Origin of the sequence: Aeromonas sp. LsrichE-8G, assembly GCF_022869435.1 — a bacterium.
In the GTDB taxonomy this organism is placed as follows: domain Bacteria; phylum Pseudomonadota; class Gammaproteobacteria; order Enterobacterales; family Aeromonadaceae; genus Aeromonas; species Aeromonas caviae.
The window spans coordinates 13,766-29,946 of record NZ_JALIHH010000008.1 but is presented as its reverse complement, the minus strand read 5'-3'; the positions used below and the strand labels follow the sequence as shown (position 1 = coordinate 29,946).

General features: G+C 65.5%; 14 protein-coding genes. 10 read left to right on the top strand and 4 right to left on the bottom strand.

Translation table 11 applies throughout. The features are described from left to right. Positions 1 to 39 precede the first annotated feature (39 nt). Complete coding sequence (locus tag MUW49_RS02435; protein ID WP_010674084.1) at positions 40 to 333, bottom strand: hypothetical protein; 294 nt, start codon at positions 331 to 333, stop codon at positions 40 to 42. Positions 334 to 545: 212 nt separating this feature from the next. Here MUW49_RS02435 and MUW49_RS02430 point away from each other — a divergent pair, with 212 nt between their 5' ends. The 4 genes from MUW49_RS02430 to MUW49_RS02415 are packed head-to-tail and all read left to right on the top strand — an operon-like array spanning position 546 to position 4,293. Further along, on the top strand, positions 546 to 1,976 hold the full coding sequence (locus MUW49_RS02430; protein WP_103243444.1) for a coniferyl aldehyde dehydrogenase: 1,431 nt from the start codon (positions 546 to 548) through the stop codon (positions 1,974 to 1,976). Positions 1,977 to 1,984: 8 nt separating this feature from the next. After that, the gene (locus MUW49_RS02425) at positions 1,985 to 2,575 is read left to right on the top strand and encodes a TetR/AcrR family transcriptional regulator (protein WP_043155215.1); all 591 of its coding nucleotides are present in this window, start codon (positions 1,985 to 1,987) and stop codon (positions 2,573 to 2,575) included. Further along, complete coding sequence (locus tag MUW49_RS02420) at positions 2,565 to 3,092, top strand: hypothetical protein (RefSeq protein ID WP_041212703.1); 528 nt, start codon at positions 2,565 to 2,567, stop codon at positions 3,090 to 3,092. Before MUW49_RS02425 ends, MUW49_RS02420 begins: the two co-directional genes overlap by 11 nt. Before the next feature lie 16 nt (positions 3,093 to 3,108). Continuing rightward, positions 3,109 to 4,293 carry an iron-containing alcohol dehydrogenase gene (locus MUW49_RS02415; RefSeq protein ID WP_111896656.1) on the top strand — a complete coding sequence of 395 codons (1,185 nt, stop codon included), beginning with the start codon at positions 3,109 to 3,111 and terminating at the stop codon, positions 4,291 to 4,293. 14 nt (positions 4,294 to 4,307) lie between these two features. On the opposite strand, the gene cysM is transcribed toward MUW49_RS02415, so the two are convergent. Continuing rightward, positions 4,308 to 5,198, bottom strand: coding sequence for a cysteine synthase CysM (cysM, locus tag MUW49_RS02410; protein ID WP_039039854.1), 891 nt, complete (start codon positions 5,196 to 5,198; stop codon positions 4,308 to 4,310). Positions 5,199 to 5,352: 154 nt separating this feature from the next. Between cysM and MUW49_RS02405 the strand changes: the two genes are divergently transcribed. The 6 genes from MUW49_RS02405 to MUW49_RS02380 all read left to right on the top strand — a co-directional run bounded on the left by MUW49_RS02405 (position 5,353) and on the right by MUW49_RS02380 (position 10,641). Beyond that, positions 5,353 to 5,610, top strand: a complete 258-nt coding sequence (locus MUW49_RS02405; protein WP_041212700.1) for a GNAT family N-acetyltransferase — start codon at positions 5,353 to 5,355, stop codon at positions 5,608 to 5,610. Next, positions 5,600 to 6,184, top strand: a complete 585-nt coding sequence (locus MUW49_RS02400) for a nucleotidyltransferase family protein (protein WP_103243449.1) — start codon at positions 5,600 to 5,602, stop codon at positions 6,182 to 6,184. The genes MUW49_RS02405 and MUW49_RS02400 overlap by 11 nt, the downstream gene beginning before the upstream one ends. A gap of 70 nt (positions 6,185 to 6,254) precedes the next feature. Continuing rightward, positions 6,255 to 8,078: a SulP family inorganic anion transporter gene (locus MUW49_RS02395; RefSeq protein WP_039039857.1), complete on the top strand. Its 1,824-nt coding sequence runs from the start codon at positions 6,255 to 6,257 to the stop codon at positions 8,076 to 8,078. A gap of 122 nt (positions 8,079 to 8,200) precedes the next feature. Beyond that, positions 8,201 to 9,547, top strand: coding sequence for an MATE family efflux transporter (locus MUW49_RS02390; protein WP_010674075.1), 1,347 nt, complete (start codon positions 8,201 to 8,203; stop codon positions 9,545 to 9,547). 11 nt (positions 9,548 to 9,558) lie between these two features. Further along, positions 9,559 to 10,149, top strand: a complete 591-nt coding sequence (locus tag MUW49_RS02385; RefSeq protein WP_039039859.1) for a hypothetical protein — start codon at positions 9,559 to 9,561, stop codon at positions 10,147 to 10,149. A 276-nt stretch (positions 10,150 to 10,425) separates the two neighbouring features. Then, positions 10,426 to 10,641, top strand: coding sequence for a DUF465 domain-containing protein (locus MUW49_RS02380; protein ID WP_005313020.1), 216 nt, complete (start codon positions 10,426 to 10,428; stop codon positions 10,639 to 10,641). A gap of 162 nt (positions 10,642 to 10,803) precedes the next feature. On the opposite strand, the gene nifJ is transcribed toward MUW49_RS02380, so the two are convergent. Together nifJ and MUW49_RS02370 are read right to left on the bottom strand one after the other, a co-directional pair. Beyond that, complete coding sequence (gene nifJ, locus MUW49_RS02375; protein ID WP_201955845.1) at positions 10,804 to 14,379, bottom strand: pyruvate:ferredoxin (flavodoxin) oxidoreductase; 3,576 nt, start codon at positions 14,377 to 14,379, stop codon at positions 10,804 to 10,806. Then, the gene (locus MUW49_RS02370; protein ID WP_244812366.1) at positions 14,376 to 16,037 is read right to left on the bottom strand and encodes an NAD(P)-binding protein; all 1,662 of its coding nucleotides are present in this window, start codon (positions 16,035 to 16,037) and stop codon (positions 14,376 to 14,378) included. The genes nifJ and MUW49_RS02370 overlap by 4 nt, the downstream gene beginning before the upstream one ends. Positions 16,038 to 16,181 lie beyond the last annotated feature (144 nt).

Genomic DNA, 16,181 nt, shown 5'->3' with positions numbered 1-16,181 from the left:
TGAAAAGGCCCCGAGGGGCCTTTTCATGTTGTTGTCGGGTCAGTGCTTGCGGTGCCAGCGGGGCGAGGTGGCACGCTCCCCCCAGGGGGTCATGCAGGGCAGCAGGGCCCCCTCGATGACGCCCTCATGGCTCGCCAGCGCCAGGGCAATCTTTTCGTGGAGCAGGCGCAGCAGGTTCTTCTCCTGGCCCGCCAGGGAGTGGCCTGCGGCGAAATACTCCTGCTGATGTTGCAGCGCCAGCTTCTGGGCAAACTCATAGGTATTGAAACTGTCCGGCATGCGCGCGATCACGTCATCCAGCCGGGCCAGCAGGCTATGCAATTCCCTGGTCATGTGCGGTTCTCCCTCCGAGTTGGTGACCCACAATTACCCCTTATTAGATAGAAGACCAATCCAGATACCTCAAAAATGGGAGCCCGGACACAGTTCCGGACAACGCCGCCCACTGGCAGCCACCCTCTGCCCCCGCCCGGTTTACAAGTCGGCAACGAATCGCTAGATTTGGACCGACTAATCAGTCGGTCACTTTTCGTGCGGAGCATGCCATGGACACCACCGTCACCCCCGCCTCACCGGACAAGTTCTCCCTCCCCGAGCAACTGCATCGGCTCAGGCAGGCCAGCCAGGCCACCCCCATGCCGGATCTGGCGTCCCGCCTCGCCAGACTTGATGCCCTCAAGCAGGGGCTGCTGCGCCACAAGCAGGCACTGTGTCAGGCCCTGGCCCGGGACTACGGCCAGCGCAGCGATTACGACAGCCTGATCGCCGATGTGCTCCCCTGCGTCATGCAGATCAACTACACCCTGAAACGGCTCAAGGGGTGGATGAAACCGGAGCGCCGTCATTCCGGCCTGCTGCTGGCCCCCGCCAGGGTCGAGGTGCACTATCAGCCCCTCGGCGTGGTCGGCATCATGGTGCCCTGGAATTTCCCGGTGATGCTGAGCCTCGGGCCCCTCATCGGCGCCCTCGCCGCCGGCAACCGCGCCATGATCAAGCTCTCCGAGTTCACCCCTCACACCAACGCCGTGCTGCGCACCCTGCTCGATGAGGCCCTCGGCGGTGACGAGGTGGTGGTCATCGAGGGGGATGCGGGGATCGCGGCCGCTTTCAGCGCCCTCCCCTTCGACCATCTCATCTTCACCGGCTCCACGGCGGTGGGTCGGCTGGTGATGGCCGCGGCCGCCCCCCAGCTCACCCCCCTCACCCTGGAGCTCGGCGGCAAGAGCCCCTGTCTCATCGCCCCCGACATGCCCCTGGCCCTGGCGGTGGAGCGGATGATCTTCGGCAAGAGCCTCAACGCCGGCCAGATCTGCGTGGCCCCCGACTACGTACTGCTGCCGAGGGGGCAGGAGCAGGCCTTCATCGAGGCCTATCAGGCCCATTTTCGCCGCCTCTACCCCAAAGGGCTCGAGAGCCCGGATTATGGCGCCATCATCAACGCTCCCCAGTACGAGCGGCTCACCGCCTGGCTGGAGGAGGCGAGGCAGGCCGGCGCCCAGATCCACCCCTGCGTCACGCCCGCCCGGGATGACGCCACCCGCAGACTGGTGCCCCACCTGCTGACCGAGGTGCCCGGCCACTGCCAGGTGATGCAGCAGGAGATCTTCGGCCCCCTGCTGCCCCTGGTGCCCTATGACGACATCGAGGAAGCCCTGGCCTATGTGGCGGCCCGGCCCCGCCCCCTGGCGCTCTATCTGATGAGCCTGGACGAGACGCTGCAGCGCCGCCTCATCCGGGAGACCCACGCCGGAGGCATGGCCATCAACGAGAGTCTGTTCCAGGTGGCGGCGGACGATGCCCCCTTCGGCGGCATCGGTCCCTCCGGCATGGGCCACTATCACGGCCGCGAGGGGTTTCTCACCTTCTCCAAGGCCAAGACCGTGCTGCGCCGCGGACGCTTCAGCACAGGCTCCCTCATTCACCCCCCCTATCGGCGCTGGTACCAGCGGCTGATGATGGCCCTGTTCCTGCGCTAGGAGGCGAGATGCGAGAGACCATGACCGACAAACGCCGCCAGATCCTGGATGCCGCCCTGGCCCTGTGCGCGGAGGATGGCCTGCAGGGCGCCGCCACCGCCCGCATCGCCAAGGCGGCCGGGGTGGCCAATGGCACCCTGTTTCATCACTTTCCCAGCAAGGAGGTGCTGATCCAGAGCCTCTACCAGGACATCAAGCTGCGCCTTGGCGCCGCCATCACCGAGGCCGATGCCGCCCTGCCGCTCCAGGAGCAGGCCCGCCACTACTGGCACCAGGCCATGGGCTGGATGCAGGCCCACCCCCGTGAGCTCAGGTTCGTGCTGGGCTTTTTCCACTCCCCCCTGCTGGCCCGCCCCCTGCGCAGCCAGATCCTGGCGGAGACCCTGCATTTTCTGCCGAGCCTGCTCGCCCGGGGCCAGGCCAGCGGCGAGCTGATGTCGGCCCCGCCGGCACTGATGCTGGAGGTGTGCCAGGGCCAGTTTCTGGCCTGCGCCTCCCTCTTTGTCGATCAGCCTGAACTGGGAGAAGACCCCCACTGGCAGGAGAGCGCCTTCGCCCTCTTCTGGTCCGCCATCAGCGGAGGTTCCCATGCGCCCTGACGCCCTGCTTGCCACCGGCAGACGCCTCTGGATTGGCAGCCTGCTCTGGATCATCGGCCGCACTCTGTGCCGCGCCGCCCGGGTCGACGAGGCGGTGCGCCGCGAGCTTGCCCCCCTGCCGGACGGCCTCACCATCAGGCTCGAGGTAAACGGCATGACCCGGGGGCTGAGTCTCTACAAGTTCGCGGGGCGCTGGCACTGCGGTGAGGAGGCTGGCAGGGCGCATTCGACCTGTGCCCATGACGGCCCCCACCCCCTGCGGGTGCGCTTCAAGCACCCCGCCGTCGCCTTTCGCGCCCTCAGTTTTCGCCTCGGCATCAACCAGGCCTTTTGCGAAAACCGGCTGCTGGTGGAGGGGGATCTCGACGCGGCCATGCACCTGGTGCGAGCGCTTGAGCAGTTGCAGAGCCTGATCCTGCCCGCCTTCATCGCGCGGCCCCTGCTTCGCCACTACCCGGACCCGCATCGCAAGCTCGCGCGGGCCTGCCACATCTATCTGGGTCTTCTGACCGGTTGAACACGAGGAGAACGGGATGAGCCGTTATTACGATTTTTTCTGCCCGGTCAAGCTGATGGCGGGGGAGCAGGCACTGGAACAGTTGCCGGATGCCCTGAGGGGATTGGGAGCTGGCCGCCCCTTGCTGCTCACCGACAAGGGGGTCAGCGGCAGCGGGCTCGCCACCCTGCTGGCCGATGTGATGGCCGAAGGGGCGTTGCCGGTCGCCGCCATCTGGGACGAGATCCCGGCGGACTCCTCCACCGCCGTGGTGGAGCGGATCGCCCGCCACTACCGGGAGCTGGGCTGTGACAGCCTGCTGGCCCTTGGCGGCGGCTCCGTCATCGACACCGCCAAGGCGGTGAACATACTGGCGACCCTGGGGGGCGAGCGGCTGCTCGACTATGCCGGAGCGGATTGCCTGACCCGTCCCCTCAACCCCCTGGCGGTGGTCCCCACCACGGCGGGGACCGGCTCCGAAGTGACCCTGGTGGCAGTGATCAAGGATGAAGGGAGCGGGCGCAAGGTGCCCTTCACCTCCCCCTTCCTGCTGCCCCGGCTGGCGGTGCTGGATCCCCGCTTCACCCTGGGGCTGCCGCTGCCCATCACCGCCGCCACCGCCATGGATGCCATGACCCACGCCATCGAGGCCTTCATCGGCAACGGCAAGAACCCGGTCAGTGACGCCCTGGCCCTGATGGCGGTGGAGAAGATTGCCACCGCTCTGCCCAGGGTGCTGGCCCACCCGACAGACAAGGGCCTGCGGCTGCAACTGGCGGAGGGCTCCACCTTGGCGGGCATGGCGTTTTCCAACTCCATGGTGGGGCTGGTGCACGCCCTCGGCCACAGTCTGGGGGCGCGCTGCCACCTGCCCCATGGCCTCTGTATGAACCTCTTCCTGCCCACCGTGCTCGACTACAACCGGCCCGGCATCGACCCCGAGCTCGCCCGCCTGCTGCTGCCCCTGGTGGGGCCGGAGCGCTTTGCCGCGACCCCGGCCGAGGGGAGACCCCAGGCCACCATCGAGGCGTTGCAGGCACTGCGCGATACCCTGTGGCAGACGGTCAAGCTGCCCCGCACCCTGCGGGAGGCGGGCCTCACCGACAAGGCGCTGCTGCCCGGGATCCGGGATCTCGCCATCAACGACGGCGCCCTGCTCTACAACCGCAAGGATGCGGACAGGGAACAGTTGCTGGCCCTGCTGGAGCGGGCCTGGGAGTAACGGACCCTTGCCCGTCAGACATCGGGGGTGAAGACCCCGGTGGAGAGATAGCGATCCCCCCGATCGCAGATGATCGCCACCACCACCCCCTGCCCGATCTCCGCCGCCACCCGCAAGGCCCCGGCCACCGCGCCACCCGAGCTGACACCGCAGCAGATCCCCTCCTCCCGCGCCAGGCGGCGCATCATGACGAGGGACTCTTCCAGTGTCACATCCAGCACCCCATCGACCCGCGCAGGCTCGAAGATGGCGGGCCGGTAGGCCTCGGGCCAGCGGCGAATGCCGGGGATCTGGCTCCCCTCGGCCGGTTGCAGGCCGATCACCGCCACCGCCGGGTTCTGCTCCTTGAGGTAGCGGGAGACCCCCATGATGGTGCCCGTGGTGCCCATGGCCGAGACGAAGTGAGTGACCGCCCCGCCGCTCTGGCGCCAGATCTCGGGGCCGGTGGAGCGGTAGTGGGCATCCGGGTTGGCGGGGTTGTTGAACTGATCGAGCACCAGCCCTTCCCCCCGCGCCTGCATGGCCAGGGCGAGGTCTCGCGCCGCTTCCATGCCCTCTTCCACCAGCACCAGCTCGGCGCCGTAGGCCTGCATGGCGTCGCGCCGCTCCTGGCTCATGTTGCTCGGCATGATGAGCCGCATCCGGTAACCCCGGGACGCCGCCACCATGGCCAGCGCGATGCCGGTATTGCCGGAGGTGGCCTCGATGAGCCGGGCTCCTGGCGCTAAGTGACCACTCGCCTCTGCCTGCCTGATGAGGTTCAGCGCCGCCCTGTCCTTGACGGAGCCGGCGGGGTTGTTGCCCTCCAGCTTCACCAGCAGGGTGACGCCGGGATGCGGATTGATGCGGCGCAGCGCCAGCAGCGGGGTGTTGCCTATCAGCTCGTCCAGGGTGGCGAAGGCCATGACGGATCCATCCTCTCTCAATGTTCTATACCTTGCCTTGCGACCATTCGCAGGCCGGCCAGTGTAAGCGAGCCCGCCATGGGCGCAAAGAATGGCGTTGGCAAACCCTGTCCGCCATGTTCTGATCTTCCCATTCACCCAGAGAGGACTCCCGATGAGCGACATCCTTCACCAGGCCGATCAGCAGCAGTTTGTCTGCACCGTGGACGGCAAGCTCTCCCGCCTTGCCTATCGCCGGCTGGACGCCACCACGGTGGACGCCTACAGCACCCAGGTTCCCCCCGAGCTGCGCGGACAGGGGATTGCCGACAAGCTGGCCCGCCGCTTCTACGACTGGACCCTCTCTGAGGGGCTCACCATAGTGCCGAGCTGCAGCTACATCGACGTCTGGTTGCGCCGCAATGCCGGTTGAAGCCGCGCCGCTGCGGGAGGCGCACCTGCGGGCCTGCACCGAGGCCCTGCTGCGAGCTGATCACCCGCGCATGGATTGCCTCCGGGCTGCGCGGGAGCTGGCCCTGCCCGACTGGGCCCTGGGGGCGGGGTTTGTGCGCAACCTCATCTGGGATCACCTCCATCACAAGGCCGAACCCACCCCGCTCAACGACATCGATCTTATCTATCTGGACAGCGCTGATCCGACTGGATTGAAGGAGGCCGATCACGAAGCCTGGCTCGCCGCCAGGATGCCGGGCCAGTTATGGGAGGTGCGCAACCAGGCCCGCATGCATCTGCGCCAGCAGGTGCCTCCTTTTGCCAGCTCCCTCTCGGCCCTCAGCCACTGGGTGGAGATACCCACCTGCATCGGAGTCCGCCTGTTGGCAGATGATGCTTTCGAGTGGCTGGCCCCCTACGGCTTTGCCCCCAACTGGTCCCTGGTGGTGAGCCCCAATCCGCGCTGTCGCCAGGAGAGCCGTATCTTTAGCGAACGGGTCAGGGCCAAGGAGTGGCAACGCATCTGGCCTGACCTTGTGGTGAACTGGCCATGAGCGGATTGCAAAGGGCCGACGACCTTGGGCACACTAAGAAAAAGATGTTTGTAACTCAATGGGTTAAATAATGCGCGACTTCTTCTCTCTCGAGCGCTGGCTGCCGGGGCTCGCCGCCTTGCTGCAATACCAGCGGGCCTGGCTGATGCCGGATCTTCGCGCTGGCCTCTCGGTCGCGGCCGTGGCCCTGCCCGTGGCCATCGCCTATTCGGAGCTCGCCGGGGTGGGTGCCATCGTCGGCCTCTACTCCTGCATCCTGCCCATGGTGGTGTATGCCCTCTTTGGCACCTCCCGTCAGCTCATCGTCGGTCCGGATGCCGCCACCTGCGCGGTGATCGCCGCCGTGGTAACGCCGCTCGCCGCCGGGGATCCCACCCGTCACTGGCAACTGGTGATGACCATGACCGCCATGACCGGCTTCTGGTGCCTCATCGCCAGCCGCTTCAAGCTGGGGGTGCTGGCAGACTTTCTCTCCCGCCCCATCCTGATGGGGCTGCTCAACGGGGTGGCCATCACCATCATGGTGGGCCAACTCTCCAAGATCTTCGGCTTCACCTTCAGCGAGCGCTACCTGATAGAGCGGATCCTGAACGGCACCAGCTACATTACCCAGACCCATCTGCCCACCCTGGCCATGAGCCTGACCGCTCTGCTCACCTTGCTGCTGGCCAAGCGCTACAGACCGGCCTGGCCCTCCTCCATGGTGGCCATGGTGGTGACGGCGGCCCTGGTGTGGCTGTTCAATCTCGGCCGCGTCGACATCGCCACCCTGGGGACCATCGGCTCGGGGCTGCCCGCCTTCCAGATGCCGGACTTTCCCCCCGGGCTTATCCGTGAGCTGGTGCTGCCCGCCCTCAACCTTGCCATGGTGAGCTTCGTCTCCATGATGCTCACCGCCCGCAGCTTTGCCGCCAAGAATGGCTACGAGATTGATGCGGACAAGGAGTTTAGGGCGCTGGGCATGGCGAACCTGGCCGCCGCCGCCTCCCAGGGGTTTGCCATCAGCGGGGCGGATTCGCGCACCGCGGTGAACGACGCCAACGGCGGCAAAAGCCAGTTGGTCTCCATCATCGCCGCCGCCGTCATCGCCCTGGTCACCTTCTACCTGACGGCGCCGCTGCAATACATTCCCACCGCCGCCCTCGGGGTGGTGCTGGTGATGGCCTCCCTGTCGCTCACGGATTTTCGCGGCCTCTGGGCTCTGCGCGACTCGGACCGCGCCGCCTTCTGGCTCGCCCTGGTGACCTTTGTCAGCGTGCTCACCATGGGGGTCATTCCGGGCATCACCCTCGCGGTGCTGCTGGGGCTGTTCCAGTTCCTGCGCAACGTGATGCGCCCCACCGACCAGCTGCTCGGCATGGACGACGAGGGCGTGGTGCGCACCCTGGGAGACAACGAGCAGGCCAAGGCGATTCCCGGCATCCTGGTCTACCGCTTCAACTCCCCGCTCACCTACTTCAACGCCCCCTACTTCAAGCGGCGGGTGCTGGCGCTCCTGGTGCAGGATCCCCACAATCCCAGGTGCCTGGTGGTGGATGCGGTGGCCTGCTTCACCCATCAGGACATCAGCGTCATGAGCATGGTGGGAGAGCTGCACAAGGAGCTCAAGCGGCGCGGCATCCACATGGTAATGGCCGGTCGGCACGGCCAGATGAGCCAGTGGTTCAAACAGGCGGGGATCCGGGTCGGCGAGGATGGCATCATCCTCTGCCCCGACATGTACCAGGCCCTGCGCATGACCCGCTGCTACCGGGAGCCGGTGTTCCGGGACGACGAGGGGGTGGAGAGCACCACGGATGCCCTGCTCACCCGCTGGCCGCACGATGACGACCTGCCCGACTCGGCGCGCCTCACCCGCCCCAGCGAGCAGGAGGCCGGCGCCACGCCGGTCTGAGAGACATCCCCTGGTCGCAGGCCCCCTCCTCCTGCGACCAGGATTGCACCCCGCCCCCGCTTGGTGTTAAATGCCCCTCCAGTTGGCCCTGACGAGGGCCATCGCCAGCACCTGGATATCCCATGCAGACTCAATCCCACGCGGGCCCGGGCTCCCTCTTCGCCCTGACCTGGCCACTGTTCATCGATCTGGCCCTTCACTTTCTGACCGGGGCCCTCAACACCTTCATGGTGGGCCACGTCTCCTATCAGGGGGTGGCGGCCCTCGCGGTGGGCAACCAGGTCTTCGATCTCGCCATCACCCTGTTCAGCTTCGTCAGCATCGGCACCAGCGTGGTGATCACCCAGTATCTGGGGGCGGGAGACAAGGAAAAAGCCCGCGTCGTCATCCACACCGCCATCGGCTTCAACCTGCTGGTGGGACTGGTGGCCGCGGTCGGCGTCATGGCGGGGGCCGGCACTATGCTGGCGCTGATGAACCTGCCTGCCCACCTGATGAGCGACGGCAGCCTCTACCTGCAGATCATCGGGCTTTGCCTGCTGCCGGAGGCGGCGGCCCTCTGTCTGGCCGCCACCCTGCGTGCCCACGGACACACCCGCCAGGCCATGTACGTGACCCTCATCGTCAACCTCATCACCTTCGTCGGCAACCTGCTGCTGCTCTACGGCTGGTTCGGCCTGCCCCAACTCGGGGTCGCCGGGGTCGCCATCAGCACGGTGGCGGGGCGCATCGTCGGGGTGGTGCTGCTGGTGTGGCTGGTGGCGCGCAAGACCGGCATCCGGCTGCGTCTGCCCGAGATCGTCCGCCCAAGCCGCGCCATGCTGGACAAGGTGCTGCACATCGGTCTGCCGGCGGCGGGGGAGAACCTCTCCTGGATGCTGCAGTTCATGGTGGTGACCGCCTTCGTCGGCCTGCTCGGTGACAAGGCGCTGGCGACCCAGTCCTACTTCTTCCAGATCTGCCTGTTCATCCTGCTGTTCGGCCTCTCCATCGGCCTTGGCAACGAGATCATCATCGGCCACCTGGCGGGGGCCCGACGCTTCGATCAGGCCTATCGCCAACTGATGAAGAGCCTGAAACTCGGCCTCATCGTCACCGCCGCCATCGCCATCGCCGCCGCCCTCAACGGCCGCGCCATCATCAGCCTGTTCACCGACGACGCCGACATCATCACCCAGGTGGCGCAACTCTTCCTCATCAGCCTCATCCTCGAACCCGGTCGCACCTTCAATCTGGTGGTGATCAACGCCCTGCGCGCCACCGGGGATGCCCGTTTCCCGCTCTACATGGCGCTCGTCTCCATGTGGGGCATTGCCGTTCCCCTGGCCTATTTCCTTGGTATCATGCAGGGCTATGGCCTGGTAGGCATCTGGCTGGCCCTCGCCTGCGACGAGTGGGTGCGCGGTCTGGCCATGTTCTGGCGCTGGCGCAGTCGTCGCTGGCAAAACAAAATTCTTGTTGAAACATAAGCGGAATCACCATGAAGAAAATCGGACTCTTGTTGACGGCCATCCTGCTCAGCCCGCTCGCCATGGCGCAAACCGCCCCGGCGACCCCCAAGGCGCAGGCTCCCCAGACCTGGTATGTGGCCCCCATCGTCATCGACGAGACCAGCGAAGCCCAGAAGGCCCTGACCAAGGAGTTCACGGCCCAGATGATCAAGACCATCAAGATCAACGAGTACCAGACCGGCAAGGCGGTGGGCAAAACCAAATCGCCCAAGTGGCTGATCCGCACCAAGCTGATGCCCGCAAGCCAAGAGCCCCTGGTCGGCAAGAAGCACCCGCAGGGCCTCACCTATGGCAAGGGCATCCCCACCCAGGAGATCGTCGGCGAGCTCATCATGAACGGCACCCTGGTGGCCCACATCGGTCAGGGCTGGCGCGAACCCATCGTGCCGGGCACACCGGTGGCGGAGAAGATCTCCATCGCCAACTACCAGTACGCCATCGGCAACGAGGCCAAGGCGCCGGATCTGGAAGAGCTGGCGGCGCAGATCGGTTTCGAGGCGGGCAAGGTGATTGCCAGAGACGGCAAGCCCCTGCCCGAGAAGAAAAAGAAAAAAGAGTAAACGGCTCACCCGTTTCCAGTCAGGGGCCTCGCGCCCCTTTCTGTTGCCCGCCCCGTTGCAGACCCCCTCTCCCGAATGTGAAGCGGATCCCGCTTCTTTCCTCTGCTGTCCCTGGGTCAGTAGGCAATCATCATGTAATTCAAACAGTTAAAAATCACCCTTCTTATGCAGCAATTCCGTGGCCCCGAATTGGATCGGGATCACGTTTCTCCCCGGCAGTAAGGGGTACTTTGGTCTTGCAGGCACAATCAAACGACAACAAGGAGGCTTCATTACATGTTTCCGGAGTACAGAGATCTCATCTCGAAACTGAAGAGCAGTGATGTCCATTTCCAGAAGAAGTTTGACTTGCACAACGACCTGGATGCGGAGATCAGAAAGCTGGAGAAACACCACGCCAGCGACTACAGCTCCGAGGTGAAGGATCTGAAAAAACAGAAACTTAAACTGAAAGAGGAGATATACGACATCCTCAAACAACATCCACACTAGACGCCTCGACGAATACCTGGATAAGCAACTTATCCTGCCAGCCCGGCCCGACGCCGGGCTTTTTGTTGGCCGCCCCAAGGCGCGGCAACGGCCACTTCCCTTGGCACCGGAAAACGAAGCGGGCCAACAGGCCCGCTTTGTCATACCTGTTTCATCCCATGATCACACCGGCGGATGGAACTGGCTGGCCTCGCGGGTGGCCATCTCCTCGTAGGTGGCCCACTTCTGCCACGCCACTTGTTGCGCCACCTGCATCAGCCGCTGTGCCTCTTCCGGGTGGCTCTGGGCCAGCACCCGATAACGGGTCTCCTCCTGCCGATATTCGGCAAGGGGGATGGAGGGGCGCAGGCTGTCGAGGCTGAAGGGGTTCTGCCCGGCGCTGCGCAGTACCGGGTTGTAGCGCATCAGCGGCCAGTGGCCCGAATCGACCGCACGCTTCTGTTGGGCTAATCCCTGCTCCATGTCGATGCCGTGGGCGATGCAGTGGCTGTAGGCGATGATCAGCGACGGGCCCGGATAGGCTTCCGCTTCCCGCAAGGCCTGCAGCGCCTGCTGCGGGTTGGCACCAAAGGCGATGCGGGCAACATAGACGTTGCCGTAGGAGATGGCCTGCAACGCCACATCCTTCTTGGCCAGCGTCTTGCCTCCCGCCGCAAACTTGGCGACGGCACCGAGCGGCGTCGATTTCGACATCTGACCGCCGGTGTTGGAGTAGACCTCGGTATCCATCACCAGCACGTTCACATCACGGCCGGAGGCGAGCACATGATCGAGCCCCGCCGAGCCGATGTCATAAGCCCAGCCATCGCCGCCCACTATCCAGACCGAGCGGCGCACCAGCTGATCAATCAAGGAGAGCAGTTCGCGGGCCTTGCCGGATTTCACCTCTTCCAGCCGCTCCCGCACTTGGGCGACCCGGGTACGCTGGGCGCGGATCTCCGACTCCAGCCGCTGGGGGGCGCTAATCAGGGTATCGACCAGCTCGGCGCCCAGCTCCCCCTTCATCGCTTCGAGAGCCGCCACCGCCTGACCGTGATGCTGATCGGCGGTGAGACGAAAACCAAAGCCAAACTCGGCGTTGTCTTCGAACAGTGAGTTCGACCAGGCCGGCCCCTTCCCTTCGCCGTTCTTGGCCCAGGGGGTGGTCGGCAGGTTGCCACCGTAGATGGAGGAGCAACCGGTGGCGTTGGCCACCAGCATGCGATCCCCAAACAGCTGGGTCAGCAACTTGAGGTACGGGGTCTCGCCACAGCCGGCGCAGGCACCGGAGAACTCGAACAGGGGTTCGAGGAACTGGGTGCCGCGCACCGTGGAGAAGTCCACCCGCTCGCGAGCAGGCCACGGCAGACTCTCGAACCAGCGCAGCGCCTGCTTCTGACCAGCCAGATGCGGCGCCTTGTCCATCATGGTGATGGCGCGCTCGCCTTCATGGCTCTCATCCGCTCCGGCCCGCACCGGACAGGCCTGCACGCACTGGCCGCAGCCGGTGCAATCTTCCGGATAGAGTTGCAAGGTGTAGCGGCTGTCGGGGAAACCCTTGGCGGTGACGGGCACCGACTGAGCGGCCTCGGGGGCGGTCGCCAGCCAGTCCTGATGGTAGAACTTGGCCCGCAGCGCCCCATGGGGGCAGACAAAGACACAGTTGCCACACTGGATGCAGATATCCGAATGCCAAATCGGGATCTCGCGGGCGATATCCCGCTTCTCGAAGCGGCTGGTGGCAGTGGGGTAAGTACCATCCACCGGCAGCATGGATACAGGGATCAAATCGCCGCGCCCCGCCAGCATCTCGCCAGTGACCCGTTGGACAAACTCGCAGCCACCCGGTGCCAGCGGCAGCGGATAGTCGCTGATCTGCTCCTCACCGGCCGGGATGGCCACCTGATGGAGATGGGCCAAGGTGTCATCCACCGCCGCGAAGTTGCGCTCGACCACTTCGGGCCCCTTGCGGGCATAACTCTTCTCGATGCTCTCCTTGATAAGGGCGATCGCCTCGTCCCGCGGCAAGATTCCGGCCAGGGCAAAGAAGCAGGTCTGCATGATGGTGTTGATGCGATTGCCCATGCCGTTACGCTCGGCCACCCGATCGCCGTCGATGCAATAGAGGCGGATATCGAGGGCACGGATGCGGGCACGCAGCCGCTCGGGCAGTTCGGCCCAGACACGGTCAGGCTCATAGGGAGCATTGAGCAGCAGGGTCGCCCCTTCCGCTGCGTGCTCCAGCAAGTCCACCGATTCGACAAACCCCCACTGGTGGCAACCGATAAAGCTCGCCTGCTCGATAAGCCAGGGGGCGTCGATGGGCTCGGGGCCAAAGCGCAGGTGGGAGACGGTGCGCGAGCCCGACTTCTTGGAGTCGTAGACGAAGTAGCCCTGAGCGTGGAAGCCCTCCAGCTCGCCGATGATCTTGATGCTGTTCTTGTTGGCGCCCACAGTGCCGTCGGCACCGAGGCCGAAGAAGAGCGCCCGTACCCGACTGGCGGGCTCCAGATCGCCTATGGGGTGCCATGCCAGACTGAGGCCCGACACATCATCGACAATCCCCACGGTAAAGCGCGGGCGCGGCGCATCGGATGCCAGCTCCTCGAAGACAGCCGCGCACATGGCGGGGGTGAACTCCTTGGAAGAGAGGCCGTAGCGACCACCGCTCAGCCAGGGCAGCCGCTTGATAAGGCCGCGCTGCAAGCCATCGATGAGCGCGCTCTGCACATCCAGCAGCAGCGGCTCGCCGCCTGCCCCCGGCTCCTTGGTGCGATCCAGCACCGCCATGCGGCGAACGCTCGCGGGCAGGGCATCGAGCAGCGCCTGCACCGGGAAGGGGCGATAGAGGCGCACCACCAAGACCCCGGTCTTGCGATCCTGCCGGTTGAGCCAATCCACCGTCGTGCGGGCGGTGGCCGCCCCCGAGCCCATCAGCACGATGACGTCGGTGGCATCCGGGGCGCCGTGGTACTCCACCAGCTGGTAGTGGCGGCCGGTCAGCTCGCCGAGGCTCTCCATACACTGCTGCACCCGGGCCGGTACCGCCTCGTAGAAGGGGTTGACGCTCTCGCGGGACTGGAAATAGGTATCCGGGTTCTGGGCGGTGCCACGCATCACCGGATGATCCGGGTTGAGGGCCCGCGCACGGTGGGCGCGCACCCAGTCGTTGTCGATAAGGGCGCGAATTTCATCCCGATGCAGGGCGACTATCTTGTTCACCTCGTGGGAGGTGCGAAAGCCGTCGAAGAAGTGGATAAAGGGCACCCGGCACTGCAGGGTGACGCTGTGGGCGACCAGGGCCAGGTCCTGCGCCTCCTGCACCGAGCCGGAGGCGAGCATGGCAAAGCCGGTGCTGCGCGCCGCCATCACGTCCTGATGGTCGCCAAAGATCGACAGCCCCTGCGCCGCCAAGGATCGGGCCGCCACATGGAACACCGCCGAGGTCAATTCGCCTGCGATCTTGTACATGTTGGGCAGCATCAGCATCAGCCCCTGACTGGCGGTGAAGGTGGTGGCGAGCGCCCCCGCCTGCAGGGCGCCGTGCACCGTGCCAGCCGCTCCCCCTTCGCTCTGCATCTCCACCACGGTGGGGATGTTGCCCCAGAGGTTGGTCTGCCCTTCTGCCGCCCAGGCGTCGGCCAGTTCGGCCATGGTCGAGCTCGGGGTGATGGGATAGATGGCACACACTTCGCTCAGCTGGTACGCCACCCGGGCCGCGGCTTCGTTGCCGTCAACCATGATCAGTTCATGTTTCATTGGGACTCCTCCGGTTGGCGAAGCTCGATGGCGTGGCAGGGGCACTGGTCGTGGCAGGCACCGCAGCCAGTGCAGCGCTCGGCATCCACCTGATACCCCAGACCCGGCCCCAGCTTGGCGATGGCCTGCTCGGGGCAGCTGCCGTAGCAGCCGTCGCACTCGAAGCAGTTGCCGCAGGAGTAGCAGCGCGCCGCCTCGTAGCGGGCGGCCGTCTCGTCCAGTCCGCCGATGATCTCGCCAAAGTCGTCCCGCGCCGAAGGCGGTTTGACCGGCTGGCTGCTGGCCGGCGCCTGGGTCTGGAACCAGAGCTGCAACTGCTCCGGCCCCACCAGCGGCTTCCCTGCCTGCAAATGGGAGAGCGGCTTGTGATAGAGGCGACCACGCAGCCAGGCATCCATGTGGCGCGCCGCCTTCTTGCCGTGGCCGGTGGCGATGGTGACGGTGCGCTCGGAGGGCACCATGTCGCCACCGGCAAACAGACCCGGCACGTCCGTCATCAGGTTCTCGCCAACCTGTACCACTCCCTCCTTGTTGACCCGCACGCCGGGGATGCTCTCCAGCACGCTCAAATCAACTTCCTGACCGAGCGCCAGAATAAGGGAGTCCGCTTCGAGGGTTTCAAACTTGCCGGTGGGCACCGGCTTGCCCTCGGCATCCAGCGCCATCACCTCCACCTCGATATTGGTGCTGTCGAGCTGGCGGATGGTGCGCAGCCAGTTGATCTTGATCCCCTCCTCCTCGGCCTCATCGGCTTCGAAGGCGTGGGCCGGCATATGATCGCGGTCGCGGCGGTAGATGATCATCGCCTCTTCCACACCGAGGCGACGGGCGGTACGGGCCGCGTCCATGGCGGTGTTGCCGCCGCCGTAGATGGCTACCCGCCGTCCCAATTTGGGCGGCGGCAAGCCTTTCTCTTCGGCCAGACTGGCCTGTTCGAGAAAACTCACCGCATCGAGGATCTTGCCCGCTTCCCGGGCCGGAATATCGACCCGCTTGGCCAGATGGGCGCCGATGGCCATAAAGACGGCGTCAAAGCCCCCCTCGTCGCGCTCGCGCAGCACATCCTCCACCTTGTGGTTGAGGGTCAGGGTCACCCCGGCCGCCACGATGCGGGCCACCTCCCGATCCAGCACATCGCGAGGCAGGCGGTAGGCGGGAATGCCGAAACGCAGCATGCCGCCCGCCAGCGGCCCCGCTTCGCGGATCTCCACCTGATGGCCGAGCCGATTGAGGTGCCAGGCGCAGGAGAGGCCGGAGGGACCGGCACCGATCACCAGCACCTTCTTGCCGCTGGCGGGCGCGGGGGGCGCGGGCTGCCAGCCCCGGGCCAGCGCCTCGTCGCCGAGGAAGCGCTCGATGGCGTGAATGGAGACGGCATCATCTACCTGGGCGCGGTTGCAGGCACTTTCGCAGGGGTGATAACAGACCCGCCCGTGGACTGCAGGCAGGGGATTTTCTTCGATGAGTCGTTGCCAGGCCGCTTCAAAGCGACCGGCCTGCGCCAAAGAGAGCCAGGCCTGGATATTTTCTCCGGCCGGGCAGGCGTGATTGCAGGGTGGCAGGGCCGGCCGCCAGACGGGTAGCCGAGTACGGACCGGGCCTGTTCCCGTTTTCAGGGAGAGATCCGGCAATGGGGTCATGTCCAGTTGTTTGCTCATACATTGCTTTCTTCTTTTTGTGTGACAGGCCCCATCCGATGGCGCTTGATACCGTTTTGCCTGGGCAGACGGTGGCCGGAGGGGGAAGAAGCGAAAGCGTTAGAAACTGGAAGCTGACCGGATGATGGGCCGTTTTTTGTACGA